11 protein-coding genes are annotated in these 17,052 nt (G+C 40.1%); 8 read left to right on the top strand and 3 right to left on the bottom strand.

All coding sequences use genetic code 11. The annotated features are described in order from the left end of the window. Nucleotides 1–113 precede the first annotated feature (113 nt). Complete coding sequence (locus ACPUEN_RS00380) at nucleotides 114–1,373, bottom strand: tyrosine-type recombinase/integrase (protein WP_425637864.1); 1,260 nt, start codon at nucleotides 1,371–1,373, stop codon at nucleotides 114–116. 665 nt (nucleotides 1,374–2,038) lie between these two features. On the opposite strand from ACPUEN_RS00380, the gene ACPUEN_RS00375 reads away from it, so the two are divergent. From ACPUEN_RS00375 to ACPUEN_RS00350, 6 genes are all read left to right on the top strand, one after another. Further along, nucleotides 2,039–5,182, top strand: coding sequence for a PKD domain-containing protein (locus ACPUEN_RS00375; RefSeq protein ID WP_425637863.1), 3,144 nt, complete (start codon nucleotides 2,039–2,041; stop codon nucleotides 5,180–5,182). An 88-nt stretch (nucleotides 5,183–5,270) separates the two neighbouring features. Next, nucleotides 5,271–7,544: a family 20 glycosylhydrolase gene (locus ACPUEN_RS00370; RefSeq protein WP_425637862.1), complete on the top strand. Its 2,274-nt coding sequence runs from the start codon at nucleotides 5,271–5,273 to the stop codon at nucleotides 7,542–7,544. Nucleotides 7,545–7,573: 29 nt separating this feature from the next. Then, the gene (locus tag ACPUEN_RS00365) at nucleotides 7,574–8,734 is read left to right on the top strand and encodes a sialidase family protein (RefSeq protein ID WP_425637861.1); all 1,161 of its coding nucleotides are present in this window, start codon (nucleotides 7,574–7,576) and stop codon (nucleotides 8,732–8,734) included. Nucleotides 8,735–8,796: 62 nt separating this feature from the next. Continuing rightward, on the top strand, nucleotides 8,797–9,642 hold the full coding sequence (locus ACPUEN_RS00360) for an N-acetylmuramoyl-L-alanine amidase-like domain-containing protein (RefSeq protein WP_425637860.1): 846 nt from the start codon (nucleotides 8,797–8,799) through the stop codon (nucleotides 9,640–9,642). Between the two features lie 117 nt (nucleotides 9,643–9,759). Continuing rightward, nucleotides 9,760–10,152, top strand: coding sequence for a hypothetical protein (locus ACPUEN_RS00355; protein ID WP_425637859.1), 393 nt, complete (start codon nucleotides 9,760–9,762; stop codon nucleotides 10,150–10,152). Continuing rightward, nucleotides 10,149–10,340: a helix-turn-helix transcriptional regulator gene (locus ACPUEN_RS00350; RefSeq protein WP_425637858.1), complete on the top strand. Its 192-nt coding sequence runs from the start codon at nucleotides 10,149–10,151 to the stop codon at nucleotides 10,338–10,340. Before ACPUEN_RS00355 ends, ACPUEN_RS00350 begins: the two co-directional genes overlap by 4 nt. A gap of 109 nt (nucleotides 10,341–10,449) precedes the next feature. Here the strand turns inward: ACPUEN_RS00350 and ACPUEN_RS00345 are convergent, their stop codons facing one another. Further along, nucleotides 10,450–11,289, bottom strand: coding sequence for a cyclase family protein (locus ACPUEN_RS00345; protein ID WP_425637857.1), 840 nt, complete (start codon nucleotides 11,287–11,289; stop codon nucleotides 10,450–10,452). 506 nt (nucleotides 11,290–11,795) lie between these two features. Between ACPUEN_RS00345 and ACPUEN_RS00340 the strand changes: the two genes are divergently transcribed. After that, nucleotides 11,796–12,467 (top strand): SDR family oxidoreductase, encoded by a 672-nt coding sequence (locus tag ACPUEN_RS00340; protein WP_425637856.1) that lies wholly within the window; start codon nucleotides 11,796–11,798, stop codon nucleotides 12,465–12,467. Nucleotides 12,468–12,644: 177 nt separating this feature from the next. Here ACPUEN_RS00340 and ACPUEN_RS00335 read toward each other — a convergent pair whose 3' ends face one another. After that, nucleotides 12,645–15,077 (bottom strand): TonB-dependent receptor domain-containing protein, encoded by a 2,433-nt coding sequence (locus ACPUEN_RS00335; RefSeq protein ID WP_425637855.1) that lies wholly within the window; start codon nucleotides 15,075–15,077, stop codon nucleotides 12,645–12,647. Between the two features lie 404 nt (nucleotides 15,078–15,481). On the opposite strand from ACPUEN_RS00335, the gene ACPUEN_RS00330 reads away from it, so the two are divergent. Then, nucleotides 15,482–16,813: an ammonium transporter gene (locus tag ACPUEN_RS00330; RefSeq protein ID WP_425640222.1), complete on the top strand. Its 1,332-nt coding sequence runs from the start codon at nucleotides 15,482–15,484 to the stop codon at nucleotides 16,811–16,813. The last annotated feature ends 239 nt before the right edge of the window (nucleotides 16,814–17,052 follow it).

The raw sequence follows: 17,052 nt of genomic DNA, 5'->3' as shown, positions 1-17,052 counted from the left end.
TTACTCTTTCCAAAAATGTCGAACTCAATAATATTTTCTTCCTTAGCACTCGTTCTCAAATATTCATAGGCACCTTATTACTGGAAAAAGTAAATTAATTTAGTTCCGTAGTTTTAATTAAAATCCATCATCCCCTCTATCAGTTTCTGCTCACTTTCTTCATCCATGATGCTATCGATATAGGATTTAGTTGTTCGAATATCTGCATGACCAAGGGATTCTCCTACATATTCAATTGATGCATTTTTCCTGATTGCCATAGTTGCGAAGCTATGTCTAGCCCAATAAGTACTAATATCTTCTGTAAATCCAGCATGTTTGGCAAAGCGTTTCATGTGCTGATTAACTAACCTTGTGAAATTTTGCTTGGCTTTGAATTTTTCTTCCTCGTTCATTGAATGGTTAAGGACAGGAAATATATAGTCATTCTTAGCCCTTTGATTACTGGAGTATTTTTCAATTACCCCTTTGGAAAAATCTGTAAGCGGTACACGGATAACGATAACCTCATCTGTTGTGGTCTTTGTTTTTTCCCTTACAAATTCAAGATGGTTCGGTTTAACCTGTTCCCATTTCAAATAGAGAATGTCTTTCATATTCATCCCTTTGCAGAGGTATGAAAAGAACCAAAAATCTTTGGCTTTCTGTTGAAATTCATTTTCAGGTTGTGTTTCAAACAAAAGTTTGAGTCCTTCCTTATTAATTGCCTTTTTTTTGTTTCTCCCTTTCGGGATGACATAACCATCTTTCCCAAAAGGATAGTTAGAGGGTTTAGCAACATTAAAAAGGTGTCTTAAAGGTCTCAAATAAATCCCTACCGTCGACCTTGACTTTCCTTTGTCAAGCATCCATTTCTCATAGCGTTGAAGGAATTTGGGGGTTATTTCTGAAAAATGTAATTGCTTTGGAACTCGGGATCTTGTCTCAGATAAAAACGATTTCAAGGAATTAAAACTAGACTTATAACATGATATACTTCCCAATTTGTGTTGAGATTTTAAATCCTCAATCTTAATGTTATACTGGTAAAAAGCATCTTGGGGCTCTCCCTTAGGCTTAAAAAGTTTCTCCTCAAAAATATCATGGGTAAAATTCTCAATTGATTGAGCAACGATTTTATATTCATACAAAAGCTCCTCTATTTCCTCCCTGATTTCCCGTTCATTTCTTTTAGGTTTCGGTGATTCAAATACCTTTTTATAAGTAGATAAATCCATGTCATACCCTGTTCCATAATACCGGTTTTTTTGAACAGATGTATCATAAACTCGAATTTTTAAAGGATATAATCCATCCGATTTTTTTCTTCTTACATCTAAAATTAACGATAAAATCGCTCGCTTTTCTGACTTAACTCTCTTATTATCTATCATATACAGCTATAAAATTTGCAAAAAATTTGCAAAAAAACTACCCTAATAAGCACTAAAACACGTAAATAGACTAAGCTATTAAAACATGTAAAGGACTGTAATACAACTATTTAAAAATAAACAATAAATAGAAAAACTACAAATTTAGAACTGTTAATCAGAGGGTCCAAGGTTCAAGTCCTTGAGGAGGAGCTCCCAAAGCCTCATTTCGTAAGATTTGAGGCTTTTTTGTTTAATTTCGGCATGGACTTTTTATATACATACTACACTCAGTCTACCATGATAAATTCCATATTGGGTATAGTGAAAACCCCAAAAAACGACTTTTGGAACGTTACGAAAGCACCTCATCAACTTATACTTCAGAGTATCGCCCTTAGACTATGATTGTCCTTTCCAGCGTAAAAAAATGCGAAGGAATTTAAAAAACGAGTTCAAGCTAGCCCATGAAGCGACTTATCATGGTAGAAAGTCTGAAATACAAAAAGAACCCTGAACCAGTTAAATAATTTATAAGGAACAGACCGGTAATCTAATTTTTTATTGCATTTCACAGCATCTCTATCCAAATTTAAAAATTAAGGAGTTCTCATATCAAAAGATATAAGCTTACGTATCTTCTTTAATCACAACCTATTAACTGGTTTTTAAAATCTTCTTACTAAATGCTCAAGCAAGCATTCGTTGTACTTATCCAATTCACCCTCCTTGCGTTTATAACGTCGCCCTTTGCTCATAGCCAGAATCTGCCGAGTACCAAGGAAGTAAATCACTATTTTGTAGGGTTTATGGACAATTTACAAGTAGGTGATCCACTAGAGCCTACCTTGGTAATTACAGCATTGGAGGAGGATGTAGAAGGGGTAATTGAATTTAGAGGAAACTCTGTGCCCTTTACACTGGGATTGGGTGAAATTTTTGAGTTTGAAGCGAATAACAATCTCGTGGTGCAAACCAATCGGGTTATCGAAGATAAGGGTATCCATATCTACTCAGAAGGAGAAGTATCAGTTTATGCCCTGGGACTTAAGCCAGGTACTTTTGATGGCAGCCTAGTTCTTCCCTTGGATCAATTGGGCTCAAACTATTTTATAGCTTCCCACTATGAAAATCAAACCGAGGGCATTGGACTTTCACAAAGGCAATTCAATAACGAAAGTCAAGTTCTGGTTGTGGGCACCAAAGATAACACCCAAATCCAAGTAGTCCCCACATCACCTATTAACAACTCCATTGATCCATTTACGGTAACCTTAAATGCTGGCGAGACCTATCAATTCAAATCAAAAGGGGATTTGACAGGCACCGAAATTTCAGTCATTAACTCTACTGAGCAATGTTCCCTAATTGCGGTTTTCTCAGGTAATAAGTATGCTGACATTGGCGATCCTGTCTGTGGCCCCTTTTCCACCTCTCATATTTTTAATCAAAATGAACCCGTATCCTCATGGGGAACTGAGTTTTTCCACGTTCCACTGAAGGATAGAGAATTAGGCGAATTGGTCAAATTCATCGCTGCATTTGATAATACAGAAATTTTCAATGGAACCGATCTAATAGCAACCATCGATGCCGGGGAGTTTTACACTTTGGACGTTCAGAATAACCTTGCGCTACACTTCACCTCTACAAAACCAATTGGAGTTTTCGGCTTTGGTAAATCCTATTCCTGTGAGATCCTTGATGAAAACTCTGTTCTGGCTCCTGCCAATGTAGCAAATTATGGAAACCCGCAAATGGTTAACTATGCCCCATTTGACGTTCCCAAAACTCAACTCACTGTTAATTTCCAAAAAGTATATGGCACTTTAACCCATTTTGCACAACTGGTCACGCGAAGCAGTGATGTAGGACAAATGCAAGTAGATGGAGTTTCTGTGGCAAATCAATTCAGTCCTGTTGCCAATAACCCTGACTACTCTTTTGCTCGGATTCCTCTCTTGGCGGGAGTTCACACACTAAGCAATCCAGCTGGTTTTTCGGGCTATTTCTACGCAGTAGGGCCTTCCCAGTCTTATGCTGTTGATTTTGGGATAGATTTTGAAAATAATGATTACGAAATCCTTTCGAGTTTTGATGATCTCACCACAGGATCACCACGGATTGCCTGCATAGATCAGGAAGGAACCTGGAGTGTCGACGTTTCAGATCCCTCCTACTCCTATTTCCTTTGGGACTTTGGAGATGAATCTCCTAAAAAACCAGGACAAGAAGTGACTCATACTTACACAGAACCAGGAATTTACCTTGTGAAGGTGTTTGCATCTTTGGATGACTCTGGATGTGAGGAAACCGAACTCCATGAATTTGAAGTGGAAGTAGTCGAAATTGACGGAGAACTTACCGGACCAACCACTGCCTGTCCAAATGTAGAGGAGCTAACTTATTTATTTGAAGGAGAAGGTGAGATTTCAGAAGTATTATGGCAGGCCACTGGTGGAGAAATCATTTCCCAAACCAACGAGGAAGTTGTAGTCCGTTGGGGAGCCACTAATCCCAATGCCATACTTCAGGCAACTCCCGTAGGCACTAATGGCTGCGTGGGAATTCCAATTGAATTAAACGTGGTAATCAAACAGGAACTAGAGCCGGAATTACCTTTGGGACCGGTCTTCATTTGTGACTTGGTAATGGATTACACGTACACTGTGCCAGAGATCAACTCCTTGAGAAGCTACGAGTGGGAGATAATTGGAGGAGTTTTTACTGGTGGAAACATGGGGCCGCAGGTAGATGTAAGATGGGATGAAACAGAAAGCGAGGGGATTCTTTTTTATCGTGAGTTTAGCATCTTGGATGAGTTTTGCGAGGGCATCTCACCTGAATTAATCGTAGCCCTCAATACTGGATTTCAGGCTAATGTCAGTACACAATCGAATGTGAGCTGTTTTGGAGCGGAAGACGGGGAAATAATCCTAGAAATAGAAGGAGGAATTGCGCCTTACACTTATTCCTGGTCTCACGACCAAAACCTTAACTCCGCTATAGCTTCTGATCTGCCTCCAGGAACATATACTGCCACAATTCAGGATAGCCAAGGCTGTAAAATCCTTCTCGAAAATCTGGAAATTTCAGAGCCCGAAGCTTTGGAAATAACAACTGTTGAACAGACTAATCCATCTTGCTTCGGAAATACTGATGGAAGTATCTCTTTTGAAATTCAAGGAGGAACACCTCCCTATCGGTCTTTCAACCCTGAATATACGGTCAATCAAAATCTACTGACTTTGGATAATTTGGAGGGCGGAAACTATTTATTTCAGATAATAGATGCCGAAAATTGTGAAGTAGAAATTTCGATTGCCTTAACTGATCCCGACCCATTGGAGGTTGAGTTAACTGTAGTCAGCAATCCTTGCCTCGGCAATTCCAATGGATCAATTCTAGCAGAACTCCCTGGTGGAAGCGGCCCATATAGCTATGAATGGAGTGATGGCAGCACGAATCAATTGAACGAGGGGCTACCAAGTGGGGAATATGAGGTCAGAGTAAAAGATGCTCAAGGCTGTGTTGCGGTTGGAAGCATCAGGCTTCTGGAAGTAGCTCCAAAATTCCGCTTTCCAACTGGTTTTAATTCGGAACAGGGGGAATTTGGACCAATTTCTAATTGCGGAGAGCTACAATTCACGCTTTCTATTTTCAACCGATGGGGACAGTTGATTTATGTAGGAAACACACCGTGGGATGGAAGTTTTAATAGCAAAGACAGTCCAACAGGAACCTATAGCTACCGATTTGATTATGAGTTTTTACTGAATGATGAATTGGTAAAAGATGCTCAGGTAGGTTCTGTTCTTAAGATTAACTAAGTTAATGAAGTAGCATTTTTATAGAAGATTCCATTTCATCTAATTGGAAATCAGCTCTACCTTTGATATTCACCTAGAATCATTCGCCTTGAAGTATCTTGCTTTTTTTGCCGCAGCCTTCTTAGGACTTGCATCTTGCAACACGCCAGAACCAATTGAAATCTCACTTGTTCCTTATCCAAGTTCATTGGAAACTGGACCTGATCGCTTCAACCTAAGTTCAAGCACCCAGCTCATTATCGACGATCAGGGGGATTTTTCGGAAGAAATTGCCTTTTTCCAATCCATGATGCAGCAGGCCATAGGCCAAAAGCTCTCAGATAAATCAGGCGAAAACATCATTGAAATCAGAAAAACCGAAAGCTCTGAAAATCCAGAGGCTTACCATCTGAAAATTACAGCTAACAAAATGACATTGGAAGCTGGAGCTGCCGAAGGGATGTTTTATGGATTGATGACTTTACGCCAATTGCTTCCAATAGGAATGGAAGCTGGCGAAGTTTCAGAAACGATCATTTTGCCTGAGTTGGAGATTCATGATCAACCAATCTATGACTGGCGGGCGATGCATCTAGATGTATCCAGACACTTTTTCTCCATGGACTATTTGCGCCGATACGTAGATCTATTGTCTTTTTATAAGCTCAACAAACTTCATCTACATCTGACGGACGATCAAGGCTGGAGAATAGAAATCAAAAAATACCCCGAACTCACTGAGCAAGGTGCTTGGAGAACTTTCAACGATCAGGATTCCATTTGCATAGAAAAATCCAAAGAAGATCCTCGCTTTGCCTTGGAGCCAAAGCACATAGAGATGAGGAATGGAACTCCATATTATGGAGGGTATTATACTCAGGAGGAGCTCAAAGAATTTGTGAGCTATGCAAAGACAAAGCACGTAGAAATTATCCCTGAAATTGACATGCCGGGCCATATGATGGCTGCAATAGCGATATTTCCCGAACTTGCATGTAATGGCGAAGCCGCATGGGGAGACTTGTTTTCTACCCCACTTTGTCCTGTCAATGAAGAGGTTTATACGTTTGTAGAAAATGTACTGACAGAAGTAATGGACATTTTCCCTTCAAAATACATCCATATCGGAGCCGATGAAGTAGAGAAAAAGACTTGGGAGGAATCTGCTGTTGCCCAACAATTTATGAAAGAAAATGGCATGCAAAACGTCAATGAATTGCAGTCTTATTTTGTAAATAGAGTTTCTACCTTCCTTCAGGAAAATGGCAAAGAAGTAGTAGTATGGGATGATGCGATGGCTGGTGGAATTGATCCTCAACTGAAGGTAATGTACTGGAGAAACTGGGTTGCTGGAGTCCCCGATAAAGCCGTTCAGAATGGAAATGAGGTAATTTTAGCCCCGGGAGATCCTTTTTACTTTTCCACTCCTAATTCCAAGCTATTCGACATTTACAATAAGCCTTTGTTAGGATCGAAATTCCCTAAAGAGCTTTCACATAAAATCAAAGGCATACAAGCTTGTCTTTGGACGGAAACTATTCCTTCTGAAGCCTTAGGAGACGCTATGCTTTTCCCTAATGTTCTGGCTTTGGCCGAAAGAGCTTGGTCCTCAGAAGAATCGCAAGACTGGGATTCATTTAAAAGCCGCCTAGTAAATCAACTTCCTCGTCTGGATCTTTTGGGCGTGAAGTATAAATACAACCCGACAACCAAGCTTGTCCCTTTCATGAACGTTGACACAGATCTACAACAAATTGGGATTACTCTGGAAAGCGAGATCAGTGAGCCAACTATATATTATACAACTGACGGATCTCAGCCAACCACTGATTCTAACCTGTATGAAGGTGAGTTCTTTGTAAAAGGAAGTGCCTCTATTGCCGCGGCAATTTTTCAGGACGGAAAAATCACCGAACCAATTCTTCACAAGCAAGTGGATTATCACCAGGCTATTGGGAAATCAGTAGAATACCACAAACCTTGGAACAAGTCCTACCCTGCTGGTGATGCAGGAAGCATGACGGATGGCTACCGCGGAGGAGAATCCTACAATGATGGCATTTGGCAAGGGTTCACGAATGACTTTGAAGTGACTGTGGATATGGGCAAGAAAACTAGGCTAAACTCCTTCTCGGCAAGCTTTATGCAGGCTGCAGGACCTGGTGTATTTATGCCAGAGTACGTAGAGGTTTCAATATCCGATGATGGTGAGAATTTCGAAACCGCCCTCCGAATAGATAATAATGTTCCAGTCACTGAAAAGGAAAAAGTGGTTAAGGACTTCAAAGGATCCTTGGAAGGAAAAGAAGCTCGATACGTAAAAGTGGTCGCTCTTAACGTTCAGCGAGGATTTCTCTTTGTAGATGAGTTAGTGATTAATTAATCATTTTTAAAAAGTCAAAACCCAAAACCATGAAAGTTCTCTTAGCCTTTTTCATTCTTTTCCAATTCACCACCCTCTTTGCACAGGAAACGATCGTTTACCAGGGCGGCCAAGAAGGTCATGCGACTTACAGAATTCCTGCAATCATCAACTTACCAAGCGGAGAACTTTTGGCTTTTGCCGAAGGCAGAGTAAATGGATCCAATGACTATGGTGATATTAATCTGGTCCTAAAGAGAAGTGATGATAAGGGAAAAACCTGGTCTGCACTCCAGACGATTGTGGATTACGACGACTTGCAAGCTGGAAATCCAGCTCCGGTAATCGATCTTTTTGACCCGGCACATCCGAAAGGCGTGGTCTATTTATTCTACAACACCGGAAACAATCATGAGTATGATATCCGAATGAATAAGGGAGTTCGGGAAGTTTGGATGATTCGGTCACTTAATTTGGGCCATTCTTGGGAAGAACCGGTAAACATCACCAGCCAAGTTCACAAGCCAAATAACCCAGCTTTCAATGCCGCATACACCAATCCAGAAGATTGGAGGCACTATGCAAATACTCCTGGTCATGCATTTCAATTTCAGAATGGAGAATACCAAGGAAGAATCTATGTGGCCGCAAATCACTCAAAAGGTGACGCACAGGATGGGTTCAAAGATTATCAAGCACATGGATTCTATACGGATGACCATGGCAAAACCTTCAAAATCTCCGAGTCAATCAAATTCCCAGGTTCAAACGAGTCCATTGCGGCAGAACTTCCGGATGGCCGAATGATCATGAGTACGAGAAATCAACGAGGAGATATTCGCAGCAGAATTCTTGCTTATTCTGAGGATGGAGGAGCAACTTGGTCTGAGCAATACTTTGAGGAAAGCCTACCGGATCCTGTATGTCAAGCCTCAATTCTGTCTTTCGAAGATGAAAGCGGGAAAACCATTCTCGCGCATTCCAATAATGCCGATACTGAAAATAGAAATAACCTAACACTAAAAATCAGTAAAGACTTAGGCAAGACTTGGCCAGAATCCATCTTGATTGACCGAAAAGACGTTCCCAAAGGAAAAACCTGGACGGCTTACAGTGATTTGGTTTTGCTAAATTCCCAAACCTTAGGAATCCTCTTCGAGCGAGATGATTACAAGGAAATTGTCTTTAAGTGGATGCAGTGGGAAAAATAGTGTCGAATCTAAGTTTTAAGAAAAACGTAAATTTCAAGTATCCAATAATTAACTCTGTTCATTTGAAACGCTTCATCTTACTCATATTTATTTTTTGCCCTCTTTTCACCCAAGCCCAAACTGTCTGCACGCTGGAAAGCCGTGAAAAACTGGAAGGCTTTTTAGCCAAACTAAAGGAAAGTGACTATTCTGGCAAATCTCCAAATGAGCTGAATATTGAGATCGGGCAGTGGTTTCTCGCAACTCCTTATGTGGAAAAAACACTGGAATTGCCAGGTTCCGAGAAGTTGGTCATCAATCTCACTGGAGTAGACTGCACCACTTTTTTGGAGACAGTAGTGACAATGAGCAGACTTGCAGAAGCAGGTGAATTCACTTTTGAGGATTTCGAAAGAGAATTGGAAAAGCTCAGATACCGTGAAGGAAATAATGAAGGCTACCCTTCAAGACTACATTACTTTTCGGATTGGATTTTTGAAAATGAGCAAAAGGGAATTTTGAAAGATGTGACCAAGGAAGTTGGCGGGTCTCCTTACGCAAATGCTCCTTCTTTTATGTCTGAAAACCCTCAGTTTTACAGACAGCTGAGTGAATCCGAGAATCTGGACGCAATAAAAGAGACCGAATCAAAAATTGAAAAGCGCGGCTATTTCTATATTCCAAAAGGTGAAATTGCAACACTTGAAAAAAATATTCAATCAGGGGATTTGATCGCCATCACCACTTCTATGCCCAATCTGGACATTGTGCACACAGGTTTTGCATTTGAGAAAAATGGTAGAATTCATTTGCTTCATGCAAGTTCTAAAAACATGAAAGTGGAAATTTCCGAAAAGCCGTTGAGCGATTATCTAGCTGGAAACAAATCCCAATCAGGGATTATTGTCTCTCGACTTACTGGTAAGTAAAAAACCCTAAAAACCTCAAAATTCATCTCCAGAATAAAAAAATGTAAATAACACTTGACTTTTGTAAAGTCTTGTTTACATTTGTAAAGTCAACTTTACAAAAACAGAATGGAAACAATGAAATTGGAACGCAACAAAAGATTAAAGAAACTGGCACTTTGGACCTGGACCTGGGTAGCGACTTTGGCAATAGCGACATTTGGACCTATGTTTATTTGGGATGAAAATGCCTTCCTCACCTACTTCGCAATCATAGTTAATTTAGCAAATGGCATATTGATGATCTTGGCCAACAGAAACCTTTTTAATCATTTCGATGAATTAGAAAAGAAAATTCACCTGGAAAGTATGGCTATTTCCCTTGGCCTTGCAGTAGTGGTCGGACTTACATTTTCTCTTCTTGACCAACTGAATTTAATCTCATTCGATGCTGATATAGCCTTTCTTGTCATGTTTATAGGAATTACCTACTTGGTGTCAATGCTTATAAATACTAGACGCTTCAAATGAAAAATCGTGTCAGAGATTTTCGTACAGCAAAGGGAATGACTCAGGAAGATTTAGCAGAAATCATTGGTGTCTCAAGGCAAACTATAAATGCCATCGAGAAAGAAAAATTTGATCCGAGTTTACCCACAGCTTTTAAGATGTCAAGATTATTTGAAAAATCTATTGAAGAGATTTTTGAATACAAGTAAATAAAAATCAAAGACTAGCTATTATAACCTAATTATCGAAGGATAAACTCAGTTGATGAATAAGGAACTGCATAGCAGGGTTACTTCTTAAAAAAGTACGCTCTCTAAACTATTCTATTACCGTAGCGATAATCCGTAGCGGACCACCACTGCCTCCCTTGATTTTCATTGGAAGGGCAATGACATAAATGCCCGTTGCTGGCAACAGATCCAAATTAGCTACATTTTCAAAACCCGGAATTTGATTTTCCATTAAGGCCTGATGTGCAGCAAAGTCTTTGGATTGTCCATAATCTAAACTTGGCGTATCCAACCCTACTGCTTTTACATTTCTGGACTTTGCCAGCCAAAGAGCTGTTTCGGGCTGAATTCCTGGAAAATGAAGTTCTGGAATAGCATCAGCACCTGTTTTGGCTGTTCCAAAATATGCTTCTCGATCAGGATAAAACTTGCCAAATCCAGTGCGAAACAGAACCATCGCCTGCTCTGGAATTTCCCCATGCTCTGCTTCCCAATTCATGATTGCTGCTGAATCAATAAGGTAATCCCTGTCCGCTAAAGCCAGTGCACTGACATCAATCATCACTGCTGCTCCGGTCAACTTGGAAAGCGGAAGCTCATCTACCGTTTCTCCTTTTTCATAAAAATGAATCGGAGCATCCAAGTGGGTACCTCCATGTTCGGGAGTCAAAATGGTGTAGGAAGAATAATAATATCCCAAATCCGTCACTCCTTCTGCATCCACTCTATGCTGAAATCCATCCGGATTATTCGGCCAATACAAAGTGGTGGAATCAAAAGCGTAGGATAAATCAATCCAATCAGCCGCTGCAAAAGGATCTTTCTGTGTGCTGGAATCTGATTCTTCTTTTGCGCATGCGCATAAAGCACAAATGATTAAAACCAAAGACACCTTTCTTCCAACTTGAACAAATTCAAAAAATCTCATCTGCTAATACGGTTAGTTTCTATCAAGTTAAAAATGATTTCCAAAAACTGATAGAGCCATACTGGAAAAACCTATACGATATGGGGATATCCTTGCCGTTTGACTTGCATCCCGATTTCAAGTATTGAGCCACTGAGAGTTGCTGTTGAGAAAAATGGAAGGGTTCAATTGAGGCCCTTAAATCACGAAAATAATTATGAGTAAATCTCTTCTTATCTATTGAAAGAATTGCTATTCAAAAATAAACCTCTGATTCGAATCAATTAGACTATTAACAAATTAAATACTTGTTAATCAGTTTTTTAAACCTATTTATAATTCAAATTAATAGGGAAGCTGAAATACATTAAATAGGCAATTTGACTATTCCAGAGCATACTTATTTCAAGATTAGTAAGTTTCTCTTCTTGACAGTTTTTCACTAATTCATATCCAAACTGACCGTCATAGAAGCGATACAAAACGGTGTCTGGCTAGCTTATTGGACTAGTAATTATAAAAAAATCATGAATACCGAAAAATATAAAGTACTAGTTATCGGTGCTAATGGAAGCACCGGAAAAATTATTTGCAATCTTCTACGAAATTCATCCAAGTACCAACCTATCGCGATGATCAGGGAAAATTCTCAAGCGAATGAATTTAATCAGGTTGGTATAGAAACCGTTTTGGGAGATTTAGAAAAAGATTTTGAATCCGCATACAAAGGAATACACAAAGTGATTTTCGCAGCAGGATCTGGAGGTTCAACTGGTCCAGAAAAAACAAAAGCAGTAGATCAAGAAGGTGCTATGAAAAGCATTGATCTAGCCAAAAAGCATGAAGTGGGGAAATTTGTAATGCTAAGTTCAATGGGTGCTGAAAACCCAGATCAAATGAAAGATTCTCCAATGCACCACTACCTTGTAGCAAAGAAAAAGGCAGATGAGCATTTAATTAAAAGTGGTTTAAACTTTTCCATCGTGCGTCCAGGAGGACTTACAGATGATGCCGGTACAGGGAAAATCGAAGCGGCAGAAAGTCTAAGCAAGCGGGGTAAAATCTCTCGAGAAGACGTAGCCAAGACTTTGATCGCTGTGCTAGAATCTGACACAGCACCCGATACCTATTTTGAAATGATAGCAGGCGAGGATAAAATCAATGATGCGCTTGAGCAGCTAATGGTTTCTCATTCTTAGTATATGCAGAGAAAACTAAGGAATTTCTATCTGCGAAAACGAAGGCATTGACATCAATAACCACTGCCTAGCCTATAAATTTGGGCGGTGGTAGTTTACCTACAGTTTCTTATATATCATAAAAACAAATAGCCACTTCCATACTGGAAGTGGCTATTTGTTTATTGGTTTTTATCCTTAGAATTTCACTCCGAGAGTCACATAGAAAGTCCGACCATCGGCAGGCATAATTCCTGGGCCTGGGTAACCACCAGCTCTTCTAGTAAAGTAAGCGGCATCCGTCAGGTTATTTACACCAGTCTTTAAGCTGTATTTTTTCTTGAGGGTATAACCCGCCGAAAGGTCCTGAACAGAGTAAGCTGGAATCAAACCGGAAGTAGCAGCTTCATTTGGCTCGATGGAATTTGTAGCATCCGAAAAAGTCTCCCCGATATCGCTCAACTGCCAAGTCATTGAGAAATCTTTGAAGCGATAAGTAGCTCCATATCGGTTGATTTTTCGAGGAGCATTTTCTACTCGGTTTCCCGCTAGATTACTCACTACGATTTCACCATTGCTGACGCTGGTCCGCTCAAAATCCTGATACTCAGCATTGACATAAGCGAGCGATGCAAAGAGATGTATATAACCAAAATTAGAATTGCCTACGAAAGCCGTGATTGGATCAAACTCTACAAACGCTTCTACTCCTTGGCTCACTGAAGTTCCCAAATTGGTACGATACTGAAAACGAGTTCCATCAGCAGCTGTCTGCGTGAGGGTACCAATACGGTCTGCATAATTCAGGTAGAAAAAACTCGCATCGAAGTTCAAAAATGAACCGAAATTCCCCCTATATCCTAAATCAAAATTATATCCTCTGGCATCTTGAAGATTCGGATCAATAACGTCTGTAGTCGCAGGTGGAGTCAAGTCAGAAATCAAAACCGGCCGATACGCCTGTGAAAAATTCGTATAAAACTCAGTCGTCTTTGTCAAGTGATATTCTCCTCCAAAACCCAGCAAAGCAAAGGTTCTGCTACGTTCTTCAGGAGTCAGTTGCTGTGGGACTCCATTTACAGTATTCAGGATTCCGCTCATATTGGAAGAAATATTCTCCAATCGAAGTCCTGCAGTAAGTAATAGCTTATCCGTGACATTGAACATGTTCTCAACAAAAACCGCGTGATTCGTATTCACAAAATCCAAGTCTCGGGGATAGCTTGCTTCTACCAGATCAAAATTCATATCAGTTCCCGCATCCCCTACGCCTCTTTGGTTTCTATCTATATTTCCTTTGTAGAATCGGTACCCAAATACTAGATTATGCTCTTTACCAAAAAGTAGGTAAGCAGTACTCAATCTCAGTTCAGTACCGAAAGTATGATACTTATCTCGGTCTACCTGACGGTTTCCTAGGTCATCCTCCTCGGTAATTGGCTTCATAAAACCCACACTATTTCGCTGAGCTATACTTCCAAAAGCTTTCAGATTTAACTTAGTCTTCGGGCTGACGATATAATCTGCATTGAGCGAAGGAATGAACCAAGGCGTGTTAAACCAGTTTCTAGATCGGGTACTTTGACTTGGGTCTTCTGCAAACTGTGCATCTGTCAAACCTCCGGGTTGTTGACTTTTAGTAGTCATATAAGTCATTTGCGTCCCTATTTTCAGACGGTTATTTACTGCATAATTCACTTCAAAGTGTGCGTGATCTGTGTTGAAAAACCCATTTTCTCTCCAGCCATTTCCTCTTCTTTTTTGGTAATAGGCGGTATAATCCCATTTCCCCTCTGTTCCTCCGATGTAATTGAATGTACTAAAAAGCCCATTACTCCCAACCGTGTTGATGGTCTCAGCCGTGAATCGTGTAGATGCGTCTGGTTTGCGCAACACAAAATTCAACAGTCCCCCAAACTGAGGCCCATACTGCAAAGAGGAAGCGCCACGAATGATTTCAATATTTTCTACCACTTCCATTGGAGGAGTGAAATAGGCTTCTGGGTAGCCCATTGGATCCGGAGTGATGTCATAGCCATTCATTCGGACGTTAAATTCCCAGGATCTGTTTGGACTCAATCCTCTGGATGCAACGCCAAGTTGAATTCCTGAACCGTCATTTTCCCAGATGGAAATACCAGGCGTTCGCCCAAAAATCTGTCGGCTATTATTCATGGCTAGATTGGCGTCAATCTCAGCTAAGCGAATAACTTCATTTTTTCTACCAGCATTGATTCGGAAATCTTCCACTTCAGGTAGTCTACCCTGCCCATTCATTCCCCGGCTTGCCATCAGTTCAAATGATTCCATCCAGATATCATCATCCAACAATAAAAAATCAAGGTTTTTCTTCTCGTCATTGCCAATCGAAAAAGATAAACTTTGCGTTTTAAATCCAATCATATTGGCTTTCAAATCATACTTTCCTGCCGGAATATCTTTTAACTGGTAATTCCCATTTTGGTCAGATTGTACTCCTCTTACTGTTCCTTCTAAAGAAACAGAGACGCCCGCCACTGGGTTTTTGGCTTCATCTACTATTTTGCCCTGAATCATATTACGTTGGGCGATTGCAATACTTAAAGAAAATAAATAGATGAAAAGAGCGGAATAAAGTATTCGTATTTTCATTGGGTGTTTATTTAGACTGGTTTAAAATAACAACACAAACGTACTATCTAGAATAATTCTAAACAATTCTTGATTAGAATTATTCTAATTAAATTTTTCCAGGCTATCACAAATTCCTTATAGTGGATTTATTTACTTGTGCTTATACTGTTTTGATTTCAGTGTAATCCTCATGTCAGCATTTGATTAAAAAAATCTCAAACGAAAAATCCCTCAATCGAATATTCTAAAAAATAGTGGGTAAAAGTCTGGTTTATATTGAATTAGACGCAATAAATAAATAACCCCTACTCCCCTACTTTATAACAACTTTAGCATCTCATATAATTTTTAATTCTGCAATAGTCAAATAACACAGAATAAAAGATTAATTTTTTTACTTTTGAACCATGGAAAAAAGTGGAATGAAATTCAAGTGGAAAGTTGCTTTTCTAATTACTATTGCTGCTCCGATACTGGGGTTATTTTGGCAACAAAGCCAACCTCTCATTGAGAATTTTGGTACTGAGGAAGATTTGGTCTTTGCGGATATCGCCTGGCTACTCACAGCTTCCTGTCTGGTTTTATTGATGACTCCAGGGCTTTCCCTGTTTTATGGAGGGATGGTCAACAAGAAAAACCTGATTTCCACCATGCTTCAAAGCTTTATTTCCCTTGGTGTGATCACCATGCTTTGGGTGGTGGTAGGTTTTAGCCTGTCTTTCGGAGATCCTATCGGAATCACTATTGACGGGGTGAAATACGGAATTATTGGTAATCCTTTCCAATACCTATTCTTCAATCAGGTGGCCGAACTGCCGCATAAAACCTTGGGGACTTCTATTCCTTTTATTCTTTTCGCCCTCTTCCAAATGAAATTCGCTGTGATCACTCCTGCGATCATAACAGGATCCTTTGCAGAGCGCGTGAGATTCATCGGGTACCTTTTCTTCATCGGGATCTTCTCAATTTTCGTCTATGCCCCACTTTGCCACATGGTATGGCATCCAAATGGACTTATCGGATCTTATTTTGGAGTTCTTGATTTCGCTGGAGGTACAGTTGTACATATCAGCGCAGGTATGGCTGCCTTGGCTGGAGCTTTGTTTTTGGGAAAAAGAAACAAACCTCACCACGAACCTTCGAACATCACTTATGTGCTTCTAGGAACCGGTATGCTATGGTTTGGCTGGTTTGGATTCAATGCAGGTTCGTCCTTTGGAGCAAATGCAACGGCAGCTTTAGCCTTCGCTACCACGACCATCAGTTCTGCCACAGCGATGATGACCTGGGTGCTTTTTGATAGAATTCAGGGAAGAAAAATCTCCGCTCTTCAGGCTTGTATAGGAGCCGTAGTAGGCTTGGTAGTGATCACACCAGCCGCTGGTTACATCACGGTTCCAGAGAGTTTCTTCTTCGGTGCAGTTGGCGCCATTGTTTCCAATTTGGCTATGAACGCAAAGTTCCTAAAGAAAATAGATGACACGTTAGATGTCTTTGCCTGTCATGGCATTGGAGGAATCATGGGGATGATTTTGACAGCTATTTTTGCAGGAAAAGAAGGCTCAAGCTTACTTCATGGAGGAATTGGCGTATTCGGATCTCACATGCTGGTTTTGATAGGCGTGTGCATTTTTTCCTTTGCTATGTCTTATGCCATTTTCTTTATCCTAAATAAGTTTGTCACCCTTCGTGTACGCGAGGAATACGAAGAAGTAGGATTGGATATTTCCCAGCATGGAGAGACTATCCAGTAAGAGGATAGAATTCCAGCATTTCACTTCAATGAATCAGCCGCTTTTGGAAACAAGAGCGGCTGATTTATTTACCCTCTATTACATACAGGCAACTTTTAGCTCAAGAGAAATAAAGCATATCACCATTAAATATTTCTGTACAGCAGAAAATCCAGATCCAGGTTCGTTAAAATTCCTAAACCCCTCCCTCACTAATTCCCAGAAATTCAGATATTGAACCCAGTACTTTTTGAAAAACG

This window comes from Algoriphagus yeomjeoni (assembly GCF_049821175.1).
GTDB classification, from domain to species: Bacteria; Bacteroidota; Bacteroidia; order Cytophagales; family Cyclobacteriaceae; genus Algoriphagus; species Algoriphagus yeomjeoni_A.
This window is presented reverse-complemented; position numbering and strand designations above follow the sequence as displayed.